The following is a 19,086-nucleotide window of genomic DNA, read 5'->3' as shown; positions in this document are numbered from 1 at the left end:
GTGAGGCAGAGGAGCCGCCCGGCAGCCAAGCCGGAACCTTCCTCAACCTACGGAAATGGCCATTTCTGTCAGCGGCGGTGCTGCCTACCGCGCCCTAGCCAAGTGGCCAGCGCCGCACCTGACACCAGCGCACCCGCCGTCATCGCAATGGTGCTCGCAGGCATTGCGCGCAGCATGTTGCCGGCAATCTCGCCGGTGCGCGGAACCGTGAGTTCAAGGCGGCGCTTGGTCATCTGCGCGCCCAATTCGTCGAGGCGCTCGGGGGACAGACAGCGCTCGGCCTCGGGCAGCATCACCGTCTCCTCCTCTGCAGCATGGTGCATGACCAGCCTGATCATGGCGTCGAAGGTCTGGTCGTAGTCGGGGTCGGTCGACTCTATGGCGCGCAGGCGATCGATGAAACCGCGAAGCTCGTCGTGGTCGTGGACGCTGCGCTTGATGAACTCGTCCGTCGTTGCCTCCCGCACCGCCGGGTAGAAGATTTCCTCTTCGAGCTGCGCGTGGATTTCAATGGCGGCGCAGACCGTCTTGACCAGACCTTCCTTCACGCTGGGGCGCGTGTCCGGATGAAACTGGTGGTAGGTCGACAGCACATGCATGTGGTCGAACTGGATCATGGCGATCGGGCCCGGAAACAGCTTGTTGGTCAACGTCTTCATGGCAGAGGCCTTTCTTGGACAAAAGCACGAACAGTCGGTCGCTTCAAAGCACAGGGTGCGAGCTTCTGCCTGCCACGTGGCATCAGGGTGGGGGCGGTTCCTGGAGCCGCGTCGGACGGCATCCTTTCGAGCGCCGCCGCAGGCGCAAGGGCGCCACCGGCTCCTGCGGCGGGGCGCTGCAAAAGCCTGCTGCGCGGTGCCCGCAATCCACTACACTGGCGCCCGTCAGGAGAGAGCCCCCGCGCGGGGCCGCCGAAGGCGCAGGCAGCGGCCAAACGCTCAGGCAAAAGGACTGGCGACACGCCCGCAGGGATGCGGGCGTTTCCCTTGCTGGAGAGAGGCCGGAGGCGCTGTGGAGCGCGATCCGGCCCACCGAAGGAGCAAGCCCCGCGCGCGGGGTGAATCTCTCAGGTAAAGCGGACAGCCGGGCAAATCTTGGGGCTCCAGCCAGCAAGCGGGGCCGCATCACCATTTGCTTTGGAACCTGCCCGCCCATGTCCACCACCGACGACACCCTGCTCAAGACCCCCCTGCACGCCCTGCACCTGGAGCTGGGCGCGCGCATGGTGCCCTTTGCCGGCTATTCCATGCCCGTTCAGTACCCGGCCGGCCTGATGGCCGAGCACCTGCACACGCGCGCGCAGGCCGGGCTGTTCGACGTCTCGCACATGGGGCAACTGCTGCTTAAAGGGTCGGATGCGGCCGCGGCGCTGGAATCGCTCGTACCTGTCGATGTGATCGACCTGCCCGTGGGCCGCCAGCGCTACGGCCTGCTGCTTAACGACGAAGGCGGCGTGATCGACGACCTGATGTTCTTCAACCAGGGCCAGGTCGATGGCGAAGACACCCTGTTCCTGATCGTCAACGGCGCCTGCAAGGTGGGCGACATCGCCCACATCCAGGCGCGCATCGGCAGCCGCTGCGAAGTGCGCCCGCTGCCCGACCAGGGCCTGCTGGCGCTGCAAGGCCCGCAGGCCGCCGCGGCGCTGGCGCGCCTGGTGCCCGGCGTGCAGCAGCTGGTCTTCATGAGCGGCGGCCCGTTCGACTGGCAGGGCGTGCCGCTGTTCATCACCCGCAGCGGCTACACCGGCGAGGACGGCTTCGAGATCTCCGTGCCCGCAGCGAATGCTGAAGACCTGGCGCGCGCGCTGCTGGCGCAGCCCGAAGTGAAACCCATTGGCCTGGGCGCGCGCAACTCGCTGCGCCTGGAAGCCGGCCTGTGCCTGTACGGCAATGACATCGACACCACCACCACGCCGCCCGAGGCCAGCCTGAACTGGGCCATTCAGAAGGTGCGCCGCACCGGTGGCGCGCGCGCGGGCGGCTTTCCGGGCGCGGGCGTGGTGCTGGCGCAGATCGACGAGCCGGCCAGCCTGGCCCGCAAGCGCGTCGGCCTGGTGGCGTTGGAACGCGTGCCCGTGCGCGAGGGCACGCCGCTGCACACCGAAGACGGCCAGAGCGCCGGCGCGGTGACCAGCGGCCTGCTGGCGCCCAGCCTGGACAAGCCCGTCGCCCTGGGCTACGTGGCGCCCCACCTCGCCAAGCCGGGCACGCGCCTGAACGCCCTGGTGCGCGGCAAGGCCGTGCCCATGGAGGTGGCACCCACGCCCTTCCTGCCCCCGCGCTACCACCGCGGCTGACGAGCCTGCGCCCGCAGCTACAGTGCTCGCGGGCGCCCTGCCTGCTCCTTTTTTTCCTCTTTTCCATTCTTCGAAAGACCGCCATGACCATCCAGTACTCCAAAGACCACGAGTGGATCAACACCGCCGAGCCGGCCGCCGCCGTGGTCGGCATCACCGTGCACGCGCAGGACGCGCTGGGCGACATCGTCTTCGTGGACCTGCCCGCTGTCGGCACCAGCTTCAAGCAGGGCGAGGTGGCCGGCGTGGTCGAATCGGTGAAGGCCGCCGCCGACGTGTACATGCCGATCTCGGGCGAGATCGTCGAAGTCAACGAGCAGCTGCGCGCCGACCCGTCGCTGGCCAACTCCGACCCGCTGGGCGCGGGCTGGTTCTTCAAGGTCAAGCTGAGCGACGAGAAGGAGCTCTCGGGCCTGATGGACGAGACGGCCTACCAGGACTTCGCCGCCAACGCCTGACGCGCGCCGGCCCGCCGCCGCTGCACGGGCGCGCGGGCCAGCTCCAGGCATTCCAGAAATATCAGCCAAATCGGGCTCCAGCGCTTGCCAGGCAAGCGGCAGCAGCTCCTCATTCAATAGCACCCTGAAGGCCCCGCCCATGCAGATGCCCGCCGCCCTGCCCCTGGCCGCGCTCGAGAACGCCGCCGAATTCCTGCCGCGCCATATCGGCCCGGATCACGCCGAGCAGGCGCACATGCTCTCCTTCATCGGCGAGGCCTCGCGCCGGGCGCTCATCGACTCGATCGTGCCGCGCTCCATCGCCCGCGCCAGCCACATGCAGCTGCCCGCGCCGACGACCGAGGCTGGCGCACTGGCCGAGCTGAAAGCCATCGCGGCCAAGAACCGCCTGCTCAAGAGCTTCATCGGCCAGGGCTACTACGGCACGCACACGCCCGGCGTCATCCTGCGCAACGTGCTGGAAAACCCCGCCTGGTACACCGCCTACACGCCCTACCAGGCCGAGATCAGCCAGGGCCGGATGGAGGCGCTGGTCAACTTCCAGACCCTGGTTACCGACCTGACGGGCATGGACATTGCCAACGCCTCCATGCTGGACGAGGCTACCGCCGCCGCCGAGGCCATGACGCTGGCGCGCCGCTCGGTCAAGGCGGCCAGCAACCGCTTCATCGTCGCCGGCGACGCGCATCCGCAGACCATCGAGGTCATCCAGACGCGCGCCCAGCCGCTGGGCATCGAGGTGGTGCTGGCCAATTCGCGCGAGGAATGGGACGCTGCCATCGAAGGCGAATATTTCGCGCTGCTGGTGCAGTACCCGGCCACCAGCGGGCGCATCGACGACGTGGAAAGCCTGCGCGCCGCGGCCGAGAAAGCCCACGCGCGCCAGGCCGCCGTGATCGCCTGTGCCGACCTGCTGGCGCTGACGCTGATCGTGCCGCCGGGCGAATGGGGCGCGGACATCGTCGTCGGCACCACGCAGCGCCTGGGCATGCCCATGGGCGCGGGCGGCCCGCACGCCGCCTACATGGCCTGCCGCGACGCCTTCAAGCGCAGCCTGCCCGGCCGCCTGGTGGGCGTGAGCGTGGACGTGCACGGCCAGCCGGCCTACCGCCTGGCGCTGCAGACGCGCGAGCAGCACATCCGCCGCGAAAAGGCCACCTCCAACATTTGCACCGCGCAGGTGCTGCCGGCCGTGGTCGCCAGCATGTACGCCGTGTACCACGGCCCCGAGGGCCTCACGCGCATCGCCCGGCGCGTGGCCACCTACACGGCCATCCTGGCGCAGGGCTTGAGAAGCCTGGGTGCGCCGCTGCGCGAGCACGCCAGCTTCGACACCTTGAGCCTGCACACCCGCGACGCTACCAAAACAATAGCTGTCCGCGCAGTCTCCATGGGCGTCAACCTGCGAATCTATTGGAACGAGTACCTGTGCATCTCGCTGGACGAGACCACCACGCGGGCCGACGTCGAGCTGCTGTGGAAGATCTTCGCCAAGGACGGCCAGGCCACGCCCACCTTCGCCGACTTCGAGATGGGCGTGGACACGCTGATCCCGCCCGCGCTGCAGCGCAGCAGCGCCTTCCTCACGCACCCGGTGTTCAACACGCACCACTCCGAGACGGCCATGCTGCGCTACATCCGCAGCCTGTCCGACAAGGACCTGGCGCTGGACCGCAGCATGATCCCGCTGGGCTCGTGCACCATGAAGTTGAACGCCACCAGCGAGATGATCCCCATCACCTGGCCCGAATTCGCCCAGGTGCACCCCTTCGCTCCGGCCGACCAGCTGCAGGGCTACCGCGAGCTGGACGAGCAGCTGCGCCAGTGGCTGTGCGAGGCCACCGGCTACGCCGGCGTCAGCCTGCAGCCCAACGCCGGCAGTCAGGGCGAATACGCCGGCCTGCTGGCCATCAAGGCCTGGCACGAGGCGCAGGGCAACACGCAGCGCACCATCTGCCTGATCCCCAGCAGCGCCCACGGCACCAACCCGGCCAGCGCGCAGATGGTGGGCATGCAGGTGGTGGTCACCAAGTGCGACGAGAACGGCAACGTGGACATGGCCGACCTGCAGGCCAAGTGCGAGCAGCACAGCCAGAACCTGGCCTGCGTGATGATCACCTACCCCAGCACGCACGGCGTGTTCGAGACCCACGTCAAGGAGCTGTGCCAGCTCGTGCACCAGCACGGCGGGCGCGTGTACGTGGACGGCGCCAACATGAACGCCCTGGTCGGCGTGGCCGCGCCGGGCGAGTTCGGCGGCGACGTGAGCCACCTGAACCTGCACAAGACCTTCTGCATCCCCCATGGCGGCGGCGGGCCGGGCGTGGGGCCCGTCTGCGTGGTCGAGGACCTGGTGCCCTATCTGCCCGGGCACGCCACGGCCGGCATCGCGGGCAAGGTGGGCGCCGTCAGCGCGGCGCCACTGGGCAATGCGGCCGTGCTGCCGATCTCGTGGATGTACATCCGCATGATGGGCGCGCAGGGCCTGACCGATGCCACCGAAGTCGCCATCCTGAGCGCCAACTACATCAGCGCGCGCCTCAAGGACCACTACCCGACGCTGTACGCCTCCGGCAACGGCCACGTGGCGCACGAGTGCATCCTGGACCTGCGCCAGTTCAAGGACAGCAGCGGCGTGATGGCCGAGGACGTGGCCAAGCGGCTGATCGACTACGGCTTTCACGCGCCCACGCTGAGCTTTCCCGTGCCCAACACGCTGATGGTGGAGCCCACCGAGAGCGAGGACCTGGCCGAGATCGACCGCTTCATCGACGCGATGATCGCCATCCGCGCAGAGATCCGCCAGATCGAATCCGGTGCGCTGCCGCGCGACGACAACCCTCTGAAAAACGCCCCCCACACGGCCGAAAGCCTGCTGGCCGCGCAATGGGAGCACCCCTACCCGCGCGAGACGGCTGCCTACCCCGTCGATGCCCTGCGGCGCAGCAAATACTGGAGCCCCGTCGGCCGCGTGGACAACGTGTATGGCGACCGCAACCTGTTTTGCAGCTGCCTGCCGGTGGGCGAGCCGGACTGAAAGGAGCTTCAGCGCAGGGACCGAAGGGGCTGAGGCCCCGGCCCTTGCGCGCAGCTTCTCGGACCGCTCCTGGGCCGCATCCCCATAGTCCCGGTGCGCCGCCGCCCGGCCATTGGCAGCCACGCGGGCCAGGCTGGCGCCCTGGATGCGCTGGTCCAGCCCCGGCCGCCAGCGGCGCATGCGAAGGCGCAACTCCCAGGCCAGAAGCGCCTGGTCGCCCTCCACCAGGTGCCGAGTGACGAAAAAGCGCGCCTGCTCCAGCGTCTCGTACATGGGGGCGAACACCTGCGTGATGACGGACACGCCCTGCCCGTCGGTGAAAGGGCCCTCGAAGCGCGCATCGGGTGCATCGTGCTGGCGCGGCGTCGGCAGGTCGGCCGGCGCCAGCTTCCAGGCTTTGCGGCAGGCCGCGCCAGCCCTCCACGCTGGCCACCAGGCTCAAATGCCGCTTGCGACCCGCGCCGCTGCGCGCAGCAGCGTGGGCACCACGGGCAGCGAGCCAATGCAGCGCCCCGGCGCTCTAGGGCGCGTAGCGGCCTGCGCAGCAGCACGCCAGGTCCACTGGCGGGTGGACGCATCGGGGACAATCGCCTGGGCGGGTGATACAGCTACCGTGCGTTCAAGGCAGCCTTGAACGTGGTCATCAAAGCCGCTTTTGCCGAACTGGCGCGCACCGACCCGCAAGCCGTGCTGGCCGCGCTGCATCCCGGCACGGTGCATGCGCGCGTGCTCGACACCCTGCACCCCGAACACTCAGGAGGGCTGGGGGCCGATGACGGCCGGCGCCTGCCCTGGTAACCGGGCGTGGGCAACCCGTAAAGGACTTCACATGCGCATTCTCCTGAGCGGTGGCACCGGCCTGATCGGCCGCGCCTTGTGCCAGCACTGGCAGCAGCAGGGCCACGAGCTGTGGGTCCTCAGCCGTAAGCCGCAGCGGGTGGCGCACCTGTGCAGCGGGGCCCGGGGCGTTGGCCAGCTGCAGGCCCTGGACGCGGTGCCGCCCCTGGACGCAGTGGTGAACCTGGCCGGCGCTCCCATTGCCGATCGGCCCTGGACGGCGGCGCGGCGGCAGGTGCTGTGGCGCAGCCGCATCGATCTGACCCGCGCCCTGGTGGACTGGCTGGGGCGGCGCGCCACCCCGCCGCCCGTGCTGGTGTCGGGGTCGGCGGTCGGCTGGTATGGCGACTGCGGCGAGCAGGCGCTGGCCGAGGGCAGCCCGCCCGGCCGGCCGGACTTCGGCAGCCGCCTGTGCGCGGCCTGGGAACACGAGGCCGAGCGGGCCCGCCAGTGGGGCATGCGGGTGGCGCTGGTGCGCACCGCCCCCGTGCTGGCGCCGCAGCACGGCATGCTGGCGCGATTGCTGCCGGCCTTTCGCATGGGCCTGGGAGGCCGGCTGGGGAGTGGCCGGCAATGGATGCCCTGGATTCACCTCGATGACCAGGTCGCCCTCATCGACCGCTTGCTGCACGACCCCGCCTGCAGCGGGCCCTACAACGCCTGCGCGCCGGGCGCGGTGCGCAACGCGCATTTCGCGCAGGCGCTGGCGCGGGCCCTGCATCGCCCCGCCCTGCTGCCCGTGCCGGGCTGGGCCCTGCGCCTGGCCCTGGGGGAGATGTCGGTGCTGCTGCTGGGCAGCCAGCGTGTGGTGCCCGCGCGTGCAGAGCAGGCCGCCTTCCCCTGGCAGCACCCGGCGCTGCCCGGCGCCCTGGCGCATCTGCTGCTGCAGCGCTGACGGCGGGCCGCAGCCCCGCGAAGCCTCTCACCGCGGCCCGGGGGCCGCGGCATGCCGGCGTACACTGGCCCGGCTCCCGCTGGTCCCGCGATGAACGAGCCCGACCTTTCCTATCTGCTGCACAAATCCGACCCGGCCGGCGCCCCGCCGCCTGCCGGGCCGGTGCCCCCGCACCCGGACCAGCGCACGCCGGGCGAACGCGCCACCGGCCCGGTGGCGCGCCTGATCGGTGAGCTGCGCAAGTCGCAGGCCGAACTGGAGGCGCAAAACAAGGTGCTGCGCTACAGCCAGGCGGCTGCGGAAAGCGCCTCCGAGCGGTTCGAAGCGCTGTTTGCCAGCGTGCCGCTGGCGCTGCTGGTCATCGACACGCACGACGTCGTGGTGCAGGCCAATCCGATGGCGCACCGGTCGTTTCAGCCGCTGGAGCACGACCGGCCGCTGACGGCGCTCATGCCCTTTGTCGATGCGTCGCACAGCCAGCGCGTGCGCCATGCCTTCAACCAGGCCAGCGCCGACGGCCGCGCCGAGGCCACCGAGGTGGTCTTTCGCATCGGCCAGGACGGGCAGATCACCGGCGACCTGCACATCGCCCGCATCGAGGCGGCCGACACCGCCGGCGGCACGCAACACCAGTACCTGTGCGCCGTCGTGGACCAGGGCCCGCTGCTGGCCGAGCGCCGGGCGCTGCAGCAAAGCACGTGGGAGCTGCAGGTGCGCAACGAACAGATCCAGGCCAGCGAAAAGCGCCTGGAGGCTGTCATCAACTCGGCGCTGGACGCCATCATCTGCGTGGACCAGCACCAGCGCATCACCGTGTTCAACCCCACGGCGGCCGTGCTGTTCCAGTGCGCGGCCAGTGACGCGCTGGGAAGCGCCATCCTGCGCTTCATCCCCCATGCCGAGCAGTTGCTGGCCTTCGCCCAGCTGACCACGCAGGCGGTGCTGGGCGAGATGACCGCCCTTACCGCTTCAGGGCGCGAGCTGGCGGTGGAGATTAGCGTGTCCTTCGAGCGCCACGCCGGCGGCGAGACCACCACCGTGTTCGCCCGCGACCTGACGGCGCGCAAGCGCGAGGAGGCCCGCCGCGCCGAGCTGGAGGTGCAACTGCGCGAGTCGCACAAGATGCAGGCCGTGGGCACCATGGCCGGCGGCATTGCGCACGACTTCAACAACATCCTGCACGCCATCCTGGGCAACGTGGAGCTGGCCAAGGCCGATGGCCAGCCCGGCACGCCGGCCTACGAGAGCCTGCTGGAGATCGACAAGGCCGGGCGGCGCGCGCGCGATCTGGTGCGCCAGATCCTCACTTTCAGCCGCAACGAGGCGCCCCGGCGCACGCCCGTGGCGCTGGCCGAAGTGGCGCGCGACACCCAGCGCCTGTTGCGCGTGACCCAGCCGCCGCAGATCGTGCTGACGGTGCACGAGGCCGAGGGCGTGCCGCCCGTGCTGGCCGACCCGACGCAGGTCGAGCAGGCACTGCTGAACCTGTGCACCAACGCCATCCACGCCATCGGCACGAGCCCCGGCACCATCCACGTTGACGTGGCCGTCGCACAGCCCGGCCAGCGCCTGCGCGAGCGGCTGGGCCTGTCGGGCGAGCACTACGCCGCCGTGACCGTGCGCGACGATGGACCGGGCATGGACGCAGCCACGGTGTCGCGCATCTTCGAGCCGTTCTTCACCACCAAGCCCGTGGGCCAGGGCACAGGCCTGGGCCTGGCCGTGGTACACGGCGTGATGCGCACGCATGAAGGCGCCATCGACGTGCACAGCACGCCGGGCCAGGGCAGCCGCTTCACGCTGTACTTTCCGGCCGCGCCGGGCGATGCGCCCGCCGCCCCGGCCGAGCCGCAGCAGGCGCCAGCCCCGGCATCGGTCGCACCGGCACCCGCGCCCACCCTTGTGACCGCCCCGGGCCGCCAGCGCCATGTGATGTACGTGGATGACGACGAAGCCCTGGTCTTTCTGGTGCAGCGCCTGCTGCGCCGCCGCGGCTACCAGGTCACGGGCTTTACCGACCCGCGCCAGGCCACGCAGGCGCTGCGCGAGGCGCCCGCCCGCTACGACCTGCTGGTGACCGACTACAACATGCCCGGCTTTTCCGGCCTGGATCTGGTGCGCGCCGCCCACGCCATCCGCGCCGACCTGCCCATCGCGCTGGCCTCGGGCTACGTCACGGCAGACATCGAGCAGCAGGCCCTGGCCAGCGGCGCGCGCGCGCTGATCCACAAGCCCAACGACGTGCAGGAGCTGTGCGCCACCGTGGACCAGCTGATCCATGGCGGCTGACGCGCTCGTGCAGTGCGTGCATGCCGACGACGATCTGCTGGTGCTGGCCAAGCCCGCCGGCCTGCTGTGCGTGCCCGGCCGCGGGCCGGACAAGCAAGATTGCCTGAGCGCACGCACCGCGCAGCACTGGCCCGGCGTCCTCGTCGTGCACCGACTGGACCAGGCCACCTCGGGCCTGGTGCTGATGGCACGCAACCCGACTGCCCAGCGGCTGCTAGGCCGCGCCTTCGAGCAGCGCCAGGTGCACAAGCGCTACCAGGCCGTGGTGGCAGGGCTGCTGGGCGAGGCAGGCGGCGCCTGGGGCGAGATCGCCCTGCCCATCGCCGCCGACTGGGAGCGCCGCCCGCTGCGCGTGATCGACCCCGCCCTGGACAAGCCCAGCCTGACGCGCTGGCGTGCCGTGGCGCAGGACGCGGCGGCGGGCGTTACCCATGTCGAGCTGGAGCCCGTCACCGGCCGCACCCACCAGCTGCGCGTCCACCTGGCCGCAATCGGCCACCCCATCCTGGGCGATGCGCTGTATGCCGACGCAGCCGCGCTGGCCCTGGCGCCGCGCCTGCTGCTGCACGCCAGCACGCTGGCCTTCGACCACCCCGTGCACGGCAGGGCCTGCCGCTTCGATCTGCCGGCAGATTTTGGTCAAATCGACCTCAAACCCTTGCCTATCAAGCGCTAGAAGCTATTTTTTCGATAGCACCAGGCGCCGCGGTGGACTACGTCCTGGCGCAGCTGGCCGGCCCCGCCCCGCCCCGTCCCATTACCATTGCCGGATGACCCTGCACCTCACCATCCTGACCGGCGGCTCGCGCGGCATGGGCCTGGCCATGGCCCGGCAGCTGCTCGCCCCCGGCCACACCCTCGTCAGCATCGCCCGCCACGCCAACCCCGAACTGGCCGCCCCCGCGGGCGCGCAGCTGGAGCAGTGGACGCTGGACCTGGCCGACGGCGCGCAGGCCGCCGGACAGCTGCAGTCCTGGCTGTCCGCCCAGGGCGCCGGCCGCTACGCCAGCGCCACCCTGATCAACAACGCCGGCGTCATCCCACCCATCGCCCCGCTGTCGGCCAGCGATGTGCATGAGGTGGCGCGCGCCCTGCGCGTGGGGCTGGAGGCGCCCATGCAGCTCACCGCCGCTTTCCTGGCCGCCACCGAAGGCTGGGGCGTGCCGCGCAAGGTGCTGAACGTCTCCTCGGGCCTGGGCCGGCGCGCCATGGCCTCGCAGGCGGCCTACTGCGCCGCCAAGGCCGGCATGGACCACTTCACCCGCTGCCTGGCGCTGGATGAGGCCGCCAAGCCCCACGGCGCGCGCGTGTGCTCGCTGGCCCCCGGCGTGATCGACACCGACATGCAGGTGCAGCTGCGCAGCGCCGATGCGGCCGACTTTCCCGACGTGGGCAACTTCGCCCAGCTCAAGAGCAGCGGCTCGCTGACCTCGCCCGAGGAAGCTGCCCGCCGCGTGCTGGCTTGGCTGGCGCGCCCGGACTTTGGCGCTAACCCGGTGGCCGACGTGCGCGATGCCTGAGGCCTCTTCACTATCGTTTTCATAGCTGCTGGCGCTTTACTGGCAACCGCTGGAGCCGTTTTTTCCGTCAAATCCCACGCAACAGGAGTACCCCCATGACCCGTGAAGTCGTCGTCGTCAGCGCCGTGCGCACCGCCATCGGCACCTTTGGCGGCAGCCTGAAAGACATTGCGCCCACCCAGCTGGGCGCCACCGTGGTGCGCGAGTCGCTGGCCCGCGCCCAGGTCGAGGGCCAGGACGTGGGCCACGTGGTGTTCGGCCACGTGGTCAACACCGAGCCGCGCGACATGTACCTGTCGCGCGTGGCCGCCATCGAGGGCGGCTGCGCCGAATCCACCCCCGCCTTCAACGTCAACCGCCTGTGCGGCTCGGGCCTGCAGGCCGTGGTCTCGGCCGCGCAGAGCATCCTGCTGGGCGACGCCGACATCGCCATCGGCGCCGGCGCCGAGGTCATGAGCCGGGCGCCGTATGCCAGCCTGGCGAGCCGCTGGGGCGCGCGCATGGGCGACTTCAAGATGATCGACATGATGATCGGCGCCCTGCACGACCCGTTCCACAACATCCACATGGGCGTGACGGCCGAGAACATCGCCGCCAAGTGGGGCATTACCCGCGAAGACCAGGACCGCCTGGCCGTGGAAAGCCACAACCGCGCCGAGCGCGCCACGGCCGCGGGCTACTTCAACGAGCAGATCGTGCCTGTCACGCTCAAAGCTAAGAAGGGCGAGGTGCAGTTCACCGCGGACGAGCATTTCCGCCCTGGCGCCACCCTGGACGACATGGCCAAGCTGCGCCCCGTGTTCACCAAGGACAACGGCACGGTGACGGCCGGCAATGCTTCGGGCATCAACGACGCCGCCGCTGCCCTGGTGCTGATGGACGCCAAGACCGCCCAGGCGCGCGGCGCCAAGCCGCTGGCCCGCCTGGTGGCCTACGCCCACGCCGGCGTGGACCCGAAATACATGGGCATCGGCCCCGTGCCGGCCACCCAGGCCGCGCTGAAGAAGGCCGGCCTGACGGTGGCCGACCTGGACGTGATCGAGGCCAACGAGGCCTTCGCTGCCCAGGCCTGCGCCGTCACGCGCGACCTGGGGCTGGACCCGGCCAAGGTCAACCCCAACGGCTCGGGCATCTCGCTGGGCCACCCCATCGGCGCCACCGGCGCGCTGATCACCGTGAAGGCGCTGCACGAGCTGCAGCGCGTGCAGGGCCGCTACGCGCTGGTGACCATGTGCATCGGCGGCGGCCAGGGCATCGCGGCGATCTTCGAGCGCATGTAGGCCGCAGCGCCTGGGCGCCATCGCGGCCGGCGATGGCACCCTGGTGCAATGGCATGGCGGGCGCACCGGCGGTGGACGATCATCTGCCGCCCGCACCCGGGCCGATCACACGACCGACAAGGAGACACCACCCATGCTTCGCCGCCACCTTCTGACGCTTGCCGCCCTCGCCTGCGGCGCCAGTGCCGTCCATGCCCAGGGCGACGCCGCAGCGCCCGCCGCCAGCGCCTACCCGGCTAAGCCGGTGCGCCTGATCGTGCCCTTTCCACCCGGCGGCGGCACCGACATCCTGGCGCGCCTGGTGGCCGCCAAGCTGTCGGAGACCAAGCCCTGGACCGTGGTCGCCGACAACAAGCCCGGCGCCGGCGGCACCATCGGCATCGGTGAGGCCGTCAAGGGCGCCCCCACGGGCTATGACCTGGTCATGGGCCAGAAGGACAACCTGGTCATCGGCCCCTGGCTGTACAAGAACCTGCCGTGGAACCCCACGCGCGACCTGACGGCCGTGGCCCATGTGGCCTACACGCCGGTCATCATCGCCACCAGCGCCAGCTCCAAGTTCAAGACGCTGGCCGACGTGGTCAGCGCCGCCAAGGCCCAGCCGGGCACGGTGACCTACGGCTCGCCGGGCAACGGCACCTCCATCCACCTGGCCGGCGACCTGTTCGAGAAAGCCGCGGGCATCAAGCTCAGCCACATCCCGTACAAGGGCTCCAGCCCGGCGCTGATGGACGCGCTGGCGGGCAACGTGGATCTGCTGGTGTCCTCCCTGCCCTCGGCCATGGGGCAGATCAAGTCGGGCAAGCTGCGCCCGCTGGCGGTGACTTCGGCCGTGCGCAGCTCCTCGCTGCCGGACGTAGCCACGGTAGCCGAGTCGGGCTACCCGGGCTTCGACGTGAGCACCTGGTACGGCGTGCTGGCCCCGGCCGGTACCCCGGCGCCCGTCGTCAAGACGCTGAACGCCGAGATCAACCGCCTGCTGGCCACGCCGGAGGTGAAGGCCGCCATCCAGGCCCAGGGCGCCGAGCCCCAGGCCATGACGAGCGAGCAGTTCGCGGCGCTGCTCAAGAAGGAATACGGCGAGTGGAAGGGCATCGTCGAGGCCTCCGGCGCGCGCATCGAATAAGCCCGTCCGGGCCTGCATGCAAAACGGCTGCCCTGGGGCAGCCGTTTTTTCGCCTTGCGTGCAGCGCGCTATCGTCAGCCGCGCACCACCAGCACCGGGATGCGGGCCACGCCCAGCACGCGCTGCGTGACGCTGCCCAGCACGAGCTTTTCCAGGCCGCGCCGGCCGTGCGAGCCCATGACGATCAGGTCGGCGCCGGTAGTGTCCACGGCGCGCACGATGCCGTCGTGGATGGCGTGGCCTTCGCCGACCAGCGTGTTCACGCTGGCCACGCCGGCCTGGCTCAGGGCTGCCTTGGCGGCATCCAGCGCCGTGTTGGCCTCGGCCGTGGCGGCGCTCAGGTACTGCGCCTGGCCATAGGCGAAATCGGCGCCCACGCCGGTGAAGGGATAGGGGTCGATCACGTACATGGCGGTCACCGTGCTGGCGAACACCTTGGCGAGCTCGGCAGCCTTGGCGACCGCCTTCATGGACGTCTCGGAGCCGTCCACCGGAATCAGGATGTGCTTGAACATGGAAACCTCCTTGGTTGTCATCGTTGAAATGTCGTATCAGCCTGGCCGAGTGTGCGCCAGGCGTCTGGCGCTGTCTTGATCATGGTCAATCACTGGGTCTCGTCATCGCCCAGGAAGGCGCCGCGGCGGCAGGTCAGCACCAGCGTGTCGCGCCAGCCGTGCTCGCCCTCGGGCTGAATGGGCGTGGTCTCGTGGATCATGCGCGCATCGTCCAGCAGCATGACCGACCAGGGCTCGCTGAGCGTGAAGCGCTGGCCGCTGGGGCCGGTGGCTTCGAAGATGCGCGTCTCCCCGCCCTTGACGTTCTCGCGCCCGACGAGGAACACCGCCACCAGGTCCACGCCGTCGCGGTGCGCGCCCTCGGGCGTGGGCCGCCCGATGCCGCCTGCGGTGTCGATGCGAAACTGGTGCGCTTCGACGAACCAGCGCGCGACCTGCGGCGCCAGCGCGGCGCGCGCGGTCTCGGCCACGGCGCCCAGCAGCGCCTGCCAGGCCGGTTGCGCCAGCGTGGCATCCAGCATGGGCGCAAACCAGCGGCGCATGCCGCCGTGCAGGGCGTTGTACTGCACCGGCTGGTAGTGCGCGCGGTGCGCAACCTGCCGCGCGGCGCTGCCTTCCAGCACGAAGCTGGCATGGCGCCGGCTGCGGTAACGCCCGCCGTCCTTCAAAAAATCATCCGGCGGCAGGCCGGCCCAGTCCACCTGCAAGGCCTGCAGCTGCGCCAGGGTGCAGCCCGCCCACTGCGCCGTGTCATGGGGGCGCAGCACGGCATAGCCCCGGTCGCGCAGCTGCTGCACGGCGTGGCAGGGCGGTGTGTAGGGAGGGAAAAAAGTGACGTGAGCCATGCACCCAGCTTAAACCCATGGCGCAGGGCATCAGAAAAAACAAAAGGGGTTGCACCGCGCAGGTGCAACCCCTTGATTTCATTGGTCGGAGCGGCGGGATTCGAACTCGCGACCCTCTGCTCCCAAAGCAGATGCGCTACCAGGCTGCGCTACGCTCCGACAGCTGGCATTCTAACCCGGCGAAAGCCTTGAAGAAGGCAAGCAGCGCACTATTTCTTGCCGCTTCAGCGGCTGGACGATGACGGGCCTGGGCCGCGGCCGGGCAGATGGCGGAAAGTGATGCGGCCCTTGGTCAGGTCGTAGGGCGACATCTCCAGCGAGACCTTGTCGCCGGCCAGGATGCGAATGTGGTGCTTGCGCATCTTGCCGCCGGTATAGGCGATCAGCTGGTGCCCGTTGTCCAGCGTCACACGAAAGCGCGAGTCAGGCAGCACTTCCGTAACGCTGCCCTGCATCTCGATGAGTTCTTCTTTGGCCATGGATGATGATGGTTCTGTAAAACTGTCTGCGCGATGCCGCAACTCTGAGCTGCCCGCAGGACCTGAACCACCACCCATTTCCCGTGCGAAGCGCCATGCGACGCAGACCGGAAAAAGCACTGCGCCCGGGGGCGCAGCGGTGGACGGGCAGCAGCAGGCGGTACGCTGCGCGGAACCACATAAATTGTATCGCGCCGCCCTGGCGCGCGTCACCTATGAATACGCCACGGAGCGGGCCAGGGCGCGCACCAGATCGGTCTGGGTGATGATGCCGGTGAGCTGGCCGCCCTCGTCCACCACGGGAAAGTGGTGGTGCCCGGCCTCGGAAAACAGGGGCACCAGGTCCATGACGGGCTGGCCGGCCTGCACCTGCTGGGCCGGGCTGCTCATCAGACTCTCGACCTTATCCGGCTGGCGGGGCCGGCCCAGCACCAGTTTGCGCAGGCGCTGGGCCATGCCCTCGTGCGTATCCAGATGGGCCAGGCGCATGAAGTCGGCCACGGTGATGATGCCCAGCACCACGCCCTGCGGGTCCACCACCGGCAGCGCCTTGACCTCCTCGCGCCGCATCAGCGCCCAGGCATCGGCCAGCGAGGCCTGCGGCACCACGGCATGCACCGGGGCCGACATGATGTCGCGGCAGCACAGGTCGCCCAGCGTGCGCTGGAACGCCGCCCGGCCCACCAGGTGCAGCAGGCCTTCCAGGTCGGCACGGCTCACGTCCAGCACCTCGTCGTAGTGCGCCAGGGCCGCGTCCAGGTCGGCCGAGATGAACGGGCTGGCGCCCGCCGCCGCACGGCCCTGCCCGGGCTTGTTGTGCGCCTGGTGGGGGTAGCTGCGTCCCGTCAGGTTGTTATAGACGATGGCCGTCAGCACCAGGACGCCCACGTTCAGCAGCAGGGGCCCGGTGGCCGGCAGCGTGGCCTCGGGCGGATGCAGCACGGCAAACAGCGCCATGGCCCCGCCGGGCGGGTGCAGGCAGCGCAGCGCCAGCATGGCCACCACCGACAGGCACACGGCCGCGGCACACGCCGCCACCACGTTGTCCACCCAGGTGGCGCAGCCGATGCCAATGAGAAACGACAGCGCCGTGCCGGCCAGCACCGCCCAGGGCTGGGCCAGCGGGCTGGCGGGCACGGCGATCACCAGCACTGCGCTGGCGCCGACGGAGGCCACCATCCACGGCGTGGGCAGCGTCGTCACCAGCTCGTGCGCCAGCACGGCCACCATGGCGATGCACAGACCCGTGCCCAGCACCATGCGCAGCCGCTCGCGCCAGTTCAGGCCCACCGGCTGCGGGAAGAAGCGCCACAGCCATTCACGCATGCGGCGTGCAGCAGGCCCGGCAGCGGCCAGCGGGGCCGCGGTGGTGAAGCGGGAAGAAGGCATGGGAGGACAAAGGCCGAAGCGCCGCAGCGGCGCGCGGGCGCCGGGCGCGGGAAAACCCGCCATTATCAGGCGAGCCGCTGCTGCCTGGACAGGCGCACATACAATGGCCCGCTCCCCATTTGCTGGCCCGCCGGGCTGGAATCCGCCACGTGTCTGACCGCTTCGCCGTCCTGCCCCAGTACCTGCTGCCCAAGCAGGCCCTCACCGTTGTGGCCGGGCGGCTGGCGTCGGCGCGCGCGGGTTCGCTGACCACGGCCGCCATTCGCCGCTTCGTGGATCACTACCGGGTGGACATGCACGAGGCCGAGCAGCCTGACGTTGCCAGCTACGCCACCTTCAACGATTTCTTCACCCGCGCCCTGCGCCCGGGGGCGCGCCCGCTTGCCCGGGCCGACGTGGTCTGCCCGGCCGACGGCGCCGTCAGCCAGCTGGGCGCCATCGAGCGCGACCAGATCTTCCAGGCCAAGGGCCACCACTACAGCACCACTGCCCTGCTGGGCGGCGACGCGCAGCTGGCCGCGACGTTCCAGGACGGCAGCTTTGCCACCATCTACCTGAGCCCGCGCGACTACCACCGCGTACACATGCCCTGCGACGGGCGCCTGCTGCGCATGGAGCACGTGCCCGGCTCGCTGTTTTCCGTCAACGCCCTCACGGCGCGCGGCGTGCCGGGGCTGTTCGCCCGCAACGAACGCGTGGTGTGCCTGTTCGAAACGCCCCTGGGGCGCATGGCGCTGGTGCTGGTGGGCGCGACCATCGTCGGCAGCATGGCCACCGTCTGGCACGGCCAGGTGAACCCGCCGCGCACGGGCAAGCTGCGCCGGTGGGACTATGCGGACGCGCAGGTCACGCTGCGCCAGGGTGAGGAGATGGGCCGCTTCTTACTCGGCTCCACGGTGGTGCTGCTGTTTGAGCGTGGCGCCGTGCGCTTTGCTCCGGGTTGGCAGGCCCAGCGCCCAACACGCCTGGGCGAGGCCATGGCGCAACGCGCCTGACGCTGTGGCCGGCTATGGCTGCTGGTGCACGCGCGCGGTGGTGAACACCGTCGGCGCCAGCTCCAGCTCCACAGGGTCCACCGGCTCCGTGCGGCCCACCAGATAGACCGTCATGTCGTGGCGGCGCAGGCCCACGTGGCTCACCGTCTCCCACGAACCGCCGTGCCGCACCTTCGTGCCCGGCCTGTACAGCGGCATGCGGAACCGGGAGCTCCAGCCCCAGGGCACTTCGGAGGGCTCCGGCGCGGTCAGGGGCGTGGCGAGGACATGCATGGCCGCATCTTACCTTTGGGTCCCTTCGCCCGCAAAGTCCAGCGCCGCCTGCAGCAGCTGGCGCAGCACCGGCTGCACGCGCGCGGCCTCCCGGGGCAGGTAGTCGAAGGGCAGCGCCTCCTGCATGTAGCTGCACTGCGTCAGCTCCAGCTGCACGGCGTGGATGCCGCGCGCCGGCTCGCCATACTGGCGCGTGATGTACCCGCCCTTGAAACGCCCGTTGAGCACGCTGCTGTAGTCCGGTGCCGCCTGGGCGACCGCCAGCAGCCGCCGCGCCAGCGCCGGGTCGCAGCTCTTGCCGTCGGCCGTGCCCAGGTTCAGGTCGGGCAGGCGGCCTTCGAAGAAGCGCGGCAGCACCGAGCGGATGGAATGCGCCTCCCACAGCACCACGCGGCCGTGCGCCTGGCGCAGGCGGTCCAGCTCCTGGCGCAGCTGCGCGTGGTAGGGCGCCCAGACGGCATCGCGCCTTCCAGCCACCTCGTCGGCGCAGGGCACGTCGCCGGCCGGGTACAGCGCCAGCTCGTCGAAGCTGTCCACCGGGCACAGGCCGGTGACGTTCTGGCCGGGGTACAGGCTGGCGTCGTCCGGCGGCCGGTTCAGGTCGATGACGTAGCGCGAATGCGTGGCCACCAGCAGCGTGGCGCCCAGTTCGCGGGCAAAGCCGTACAGCCGCTCCAGGTGCCAGTCGGTGTCGGGCAGCTGGCGGCCGCGCTCGCTCAGCCGTGCGGCGATGGCCGGCGGCACATGGGTGCCGCTGTGCGGGATGGACAGCAGCAGCGGCGCGCTGCCCCGGTGCAGCGTGAAGGCCGGGCGGTCGGTGACGGGTGAAGAGGAAACGGGGTCCATAGC

18 protein-coding genes, 1 tRNA gene, 1 pseudogene and 2 riboswitches are annotated in these 19,086 nt (G+C 70.3%); of the genes and pseudogenes, 11 read left to right on the top strand and 9 right to left on the bottom strand.

The genetic code is table 11. The features are described from left to right. Positions 1-68: 68 nt before the first annotated feature. The gene (locus tag C7H73_RS08110) at positions 69-659 is read right to left on the bottom strand and encodes a hemerythrin domain-containing protein (RefSeq protein WP_106846172.1); all 591 of its coding nucleotides are present in this window, start codon (positions 657-659) and stop codon (positions 69-71) included. Positions 660-875: 216 nt separating this feature from the next. Then, positions 876-960, top strand: a riboswitch (glycine riboswitch). 19 nt (positions 961-979) lie between these two features. Next, positions 980-1,093: riboswitch (glycine riboswitch) on the top strand. Positions 1,094-1,153: 60 nt separating this feature from the next. On the opposite strand from C7H73_RS08110, the gene gcvT reads away from it, so the two are divergent. The 3 genes from gcvT to gcvP all read left to right on the top strand — a co-directional run bounded on the left by gcvT (position 1,154) and on the right by gcvP (position 5,794). Then, on the top strand, positions 1,154-2,299 hold the full coding sequence (gcvT, locus tag C7H73_RS08105; protein WP_106846171.1) for a glycine cleavage system aminomethyltransferase GcvT: 1,146 nt from the start codon (positions 1,154-1,156) through the stop codon (positions 2,297-2,299). A gap of 83 nt (positions 2,300-2,382) precedes the next feature. Next, positions 2,383-2,757: a glycine cleavage system protein GcvH gene (gene gcvH / locus C7H73_RS08100; protein WP_106685062.1), complete on the top strand. Its 375-nt coding sequence runs from the start codon at positions 2,383-2,385 to the stop codon at positions 2,755-2,757. A 139-nt stretch (positions 2,758-2,896) separates the two neighbouring features. Further along, positions 2,897-5,794 (top strand): aminomethyl-transferring glycine dehydrogenase, encoded by a 2,898-nt coding sequence (gcvP, locus tag C7H73_RS08095; protein ID WP_106846170.1) that lies wholly within the window; start codon positions 2,897-2,899, stop codon positions 5,792-5,794. A 153-nt stretch (positions 5,795-5,947) separates the two neighbouring features. Here the strand turns inward: gcvP and C7H73_RS15885 are convergent. Next, positions 5,948-6,097 (bottom strand): annotated as a pseudogene (locus C7H73_RS15885) (nuclear transport factor 2 family protein); the annotation flags it as partial. A 333-nt stretch (positions 6,098-6,430) separates the two neighbouring features. On the opposite strand from C7H73_RS15885, the gene C7H73_RS08090 reads away from it, so the two are divergent. From C7H73_RS08090 to C7H73_RS08060, 7 genes are all read left to right on the top strand, one after another. Then, positions 6,431-6,592, top strand: a complete 162-nt coding sequence (locus C7H73_RS08090; protein WP_405124755.1) for a Rossmann-fold NAD(P)-binding domain-containing protein — start codon at positions 6,431-6,433, stop codon at positions 6,590-6,592. A gap of 31 nt (positions 6,593-6,623) precedes the next feature. Next, a complete protein-coding gene (locus C7H73_RS08085; RefSeq protein ID WP_106846169.1) occupies positions 6,624-7,526 on the top strand; it encodes a TIGR01777 family oxidoreductase in 903 nt (300 codons plus the stop codon). Positions 7,527-7,616: 90 nt separating this feature from the next. After that, positions 7,617-9,815, top strand: a complete 2,199-nt coding sequence (locus tag C7H73_RS08080) for a PAS domain-containing hybrid sensor histidine kinase/response regulator (RefSeq protein ID WP_106846168.1) — start codon at positions 7,617-7,619, stop codon at positions 9,813-9,815. Continuing rightward, complete coding sequence (locus tag C7H73_RS08075; protein WP_106846167.1) at positions 9,805-10,491, top strand: RluA family pseudouridine synthase; 687 nt, start codon at positions 9,805-9,807, stop codon at positions 10,489-10,491. The genes C7H73_RS08080 and C7H73_RS08075 overlap by 11 nt, the downstream gene beginning before the upstream one ends. Positions 10,492-10,585: 94 nt before the next feature. Beyond that, a complete protein-coding gene (locus C7H73_RS08070) occupies positions 10,586-11,335 on the top strand; it encodes an SDR family NAD(P)-dependent oxidoreductase (protein ID WP_106846166.1) in 750 nt (249 codons plus the stop codon). Positions 11,336-11,430: 95 nt separating this feature from the next. Next, complete coding sequence (gene bktB, locus C7H73_RS08065; RefSeq protein ID WP_106846165.1) at positions 11,431-12,615, top strand: beta-ketothiolase BktB; 1,185 nt, start codon at positions 11,431-11,433, stop codon at positions 12,613-12,615. A gap of 133 nt (positions 12,616-12,748) precedes the next feature. Then, positions 12,749-13,741: a Bug family tripartite tricarboxylate transporter substrate binding protein gene (locus C7H73_RS08060; RefSeq protein ID WP_106846164.1), complete on the top strand. Its 993-nt coding sequence runs from the start codon at positions 12,749-12,751 to the stop codon at positions 13,739-13,741. 74 nt (positions 13,742-13,815) lie between these two features. Here the strand turns inward: C7H73_RS08060 and C7H73_RS08055 are convergent, their stop codons facing one another. The 5 genes from C7H73_RS08055 to C7H73_RS08035 form a co-directional block, all read right to left on the bottom strand. Beyond that, positions 13,816-14,256 carry a universal stress protein gene (locus C7H73_RS08055; RefSeq protein WP_106846163.1) on the bottom strand — a complete coding sequence of 147 codons (441 nt, stop codon included), beginning with the start codon at positions 14,254-14,256 and terminating at the stop codon, positions 13,816-13,818. A gap of 89 nt (positions 14,257-14,345) precedes the next feature. Beyond that, positions 14,346-15,101 (bottom strand): 2OG-Fe dioxygenase family protein, encoded by a 756-nt coding sequence (locus C7H73_RS08050; protein WP_106846162.1) that lies wholly within the window; start codon positions 15,099-15,101, stop codon positions 14,346-14,348. An 82-nt stretch (positions 15,102-15,183) separates the two neighbouring features. Then, a tRNA-Pro gene (locus C7H73_RS08045) sits at positions 15,184-15,260 on the bottom strand. 65 nt (positions 15,261-15,325) lie between these two features. Next, the gene (gene infA / locus C7H73_RS08040; RefSeq protein WP_106846161.1) at positions 15,326-15,580 is read right to left on the bottom strand and encodes a translation initiation factor IF-1; all 255 of its coding nucleotides are present in this window, start codon (positions 15,578-15,580) and stop codon (positions 15,326-15,328) included. Positions 15,581-15,793: 213 nt separating this feature from the next. Further along, a complete protein-coding gene (locus tag C7H73_RS08035; RefSeq protein ID WP_106846160.1) occupies positions 15,794-16,969 on the bottom strand; it encodes an HPP family protein in 1,176 nt (391 codons plus the stop codon). Between the two features lie 149 nt (positions 16,970-17,118). On the opposite strand from C7H73_RS08035, the gene asd reads away from it, so the two are divergent. Beyond that, positions 17,119-17,964 (top strand): archaetidylserine decarboxylase, encoded by an 846-nt coding sequence (gene asd / locus C7H73_RS08030; protein WP_106846159.1) that lies wholly within the window; start codon positions 17,119-17,121, stop codon positions 17,962-17,964. A gap of 12 nt (positions 17,965-17,976) precedes the next feature. On the opposite strand, the gene C7H73_RS08025 is transcribed toward asd, so the two are convergent. Beyond that, positions 17,977-18,237: a hypothetical protein gene (locus C7H73_RS08025; protein WP_106846158.1), complete on the bottom strand. Its 261-nt coding sequence runs from the start codon at positions 18,235-18,237 to the stop codon at positions 17,977-17,979. Between the two features lie 9 nt (positions 18,238-18,246). Continuing rightward, positions 18,247-19,083 (bottom strand): N-formylglutamate deformylase, encoded by an 837-nt coding sequence (hutG, locus tag C7H73_RS08020; RefSeq protein ID WP_106846157.1) that lies wholly within the window; start codon positions 19,081-19,083, stop codon positions 18,247-18,249. Positions 19,084-19,086 lie beyond the last annotated feature (3 nt).

The sequence above is a fragment of the Pulveribacter suum genome (assembly GCF_003013695.1).
Lineage (GTDB): Bacteria > Pseudomonadota > Gammaproteobacteria > Burkholderiales > Burkholderiaceae_C > Melaminivora > Melaminivora suum.
Note: the sequence above shows the minus strand (reverse complement) of the source record. Positions and strands in the feature narration are given on the sequence as shown.

Coding starts and splice junctions, on each gene's coding strand:
- gcvH (WP_106685062.1), top strand. CDS start 2,383: ATGACCATCCAGTACTCCAAAGACCACGAGTGGATCAACACCGCCGAG.
- C7H73_RS08080 (WP_106846168.1), top strand. CDS start 7,617: ATGAACGAGCCCGACCTTTCCTATCTGCTGCACAAATCCGACCCGGCC.
- C7H73_RS08075 (WP_106846167.1), top strand. CDS start 9,805: ATGGCGGCTGACGCGCTCGTGCAGTGCGTGCATGCCGACGACGATCTG.
- C7H73_RS08110 (WP_106846172.1), bottom strand. CDS start 659: ATGAAGACGTTGACCAACAAGCTGTTTCCGGGCCCGATCGCCATGATC.
- bktB (WP_106846165.1), top strand. CDS start 11,431: ATGACCCGTGAAGTCGTCGTCGTCAGCGCCGTGCGCACCGCCATCGGC.
- C7H73_RS08060 (WP_106846164.1), top strand. CDS start 12,749: ATGCTTCGCCGCCACCTTCTGACGCTTGCCGCCCTCGCCTGCGGCGCC.
- gcvT (WP_106846171.1), top strand. CDS start 1,154: ATGTCCACCACCGACGACACCCTGCTCAAGACCCCCCTGCACGCCCTG.
- hutG (WP_106846157.1), bottom strand. CDS start 19,083: ATGGACCCCGTTTCCTCTTCACCCGTCACCGACCGCCCGGCCTTCACG.
- C7H73_RS08070 (WP_106846166.1), top strand. CDS start 10,586: ATGACCCTGCACCTCACCATCCTGACCGGCGGCTCGCGCGGCATGGGC.
- C7H73_RS08035 (WP_106846160.1), bottom strand. CDS start 16,969: ATGCCTTCTTCCCGCTTCACCACCGCGGCCCCGCTGGCCGCTGCCGGG.
- C7H73_RS08085 (WP_106846169.1), top strand. CDS start 6,624: ATGCGCATTCTCCTGAGCGGTGGCACCGGCCTGATCGGCCGCGCCTTG.
- gcvP (WP_106846170.1), top strand. CDS start 2,897: ATGCAGATGCCCGCCGCCCTGCCCCTGGCCGCGCTCGAGAACGCCGCC.
- C7H73_RS08025 (WP_106846158.1), bottom strand. CDS start 18,237: ATGCATGTCCTCGCCACGCCCCTGACCGCGCCGGAGCCCTCCGAAGTG.
- C7H73_RS08050 (WP_106846162.1), bottom strand. CDS start 15,101: ATGGCTCACGTCACTTTTTTCCCTCCCTACACACCGCCCTGCCACGCC.
- infA (WP_106846161.1), bottom strand. CDS start 15,580: ATGGCCAAAGAAGAACTCATCGAGATGCAGGGCAGCGTTACGGAAGTG.
- C7H73_RS08055 (WP_106846163.1), bottom strand. CDS start 14,256: ATGTTCAAGCACATCCTGATTCCGGTGGACGGCTCCGAGACGTCCATG.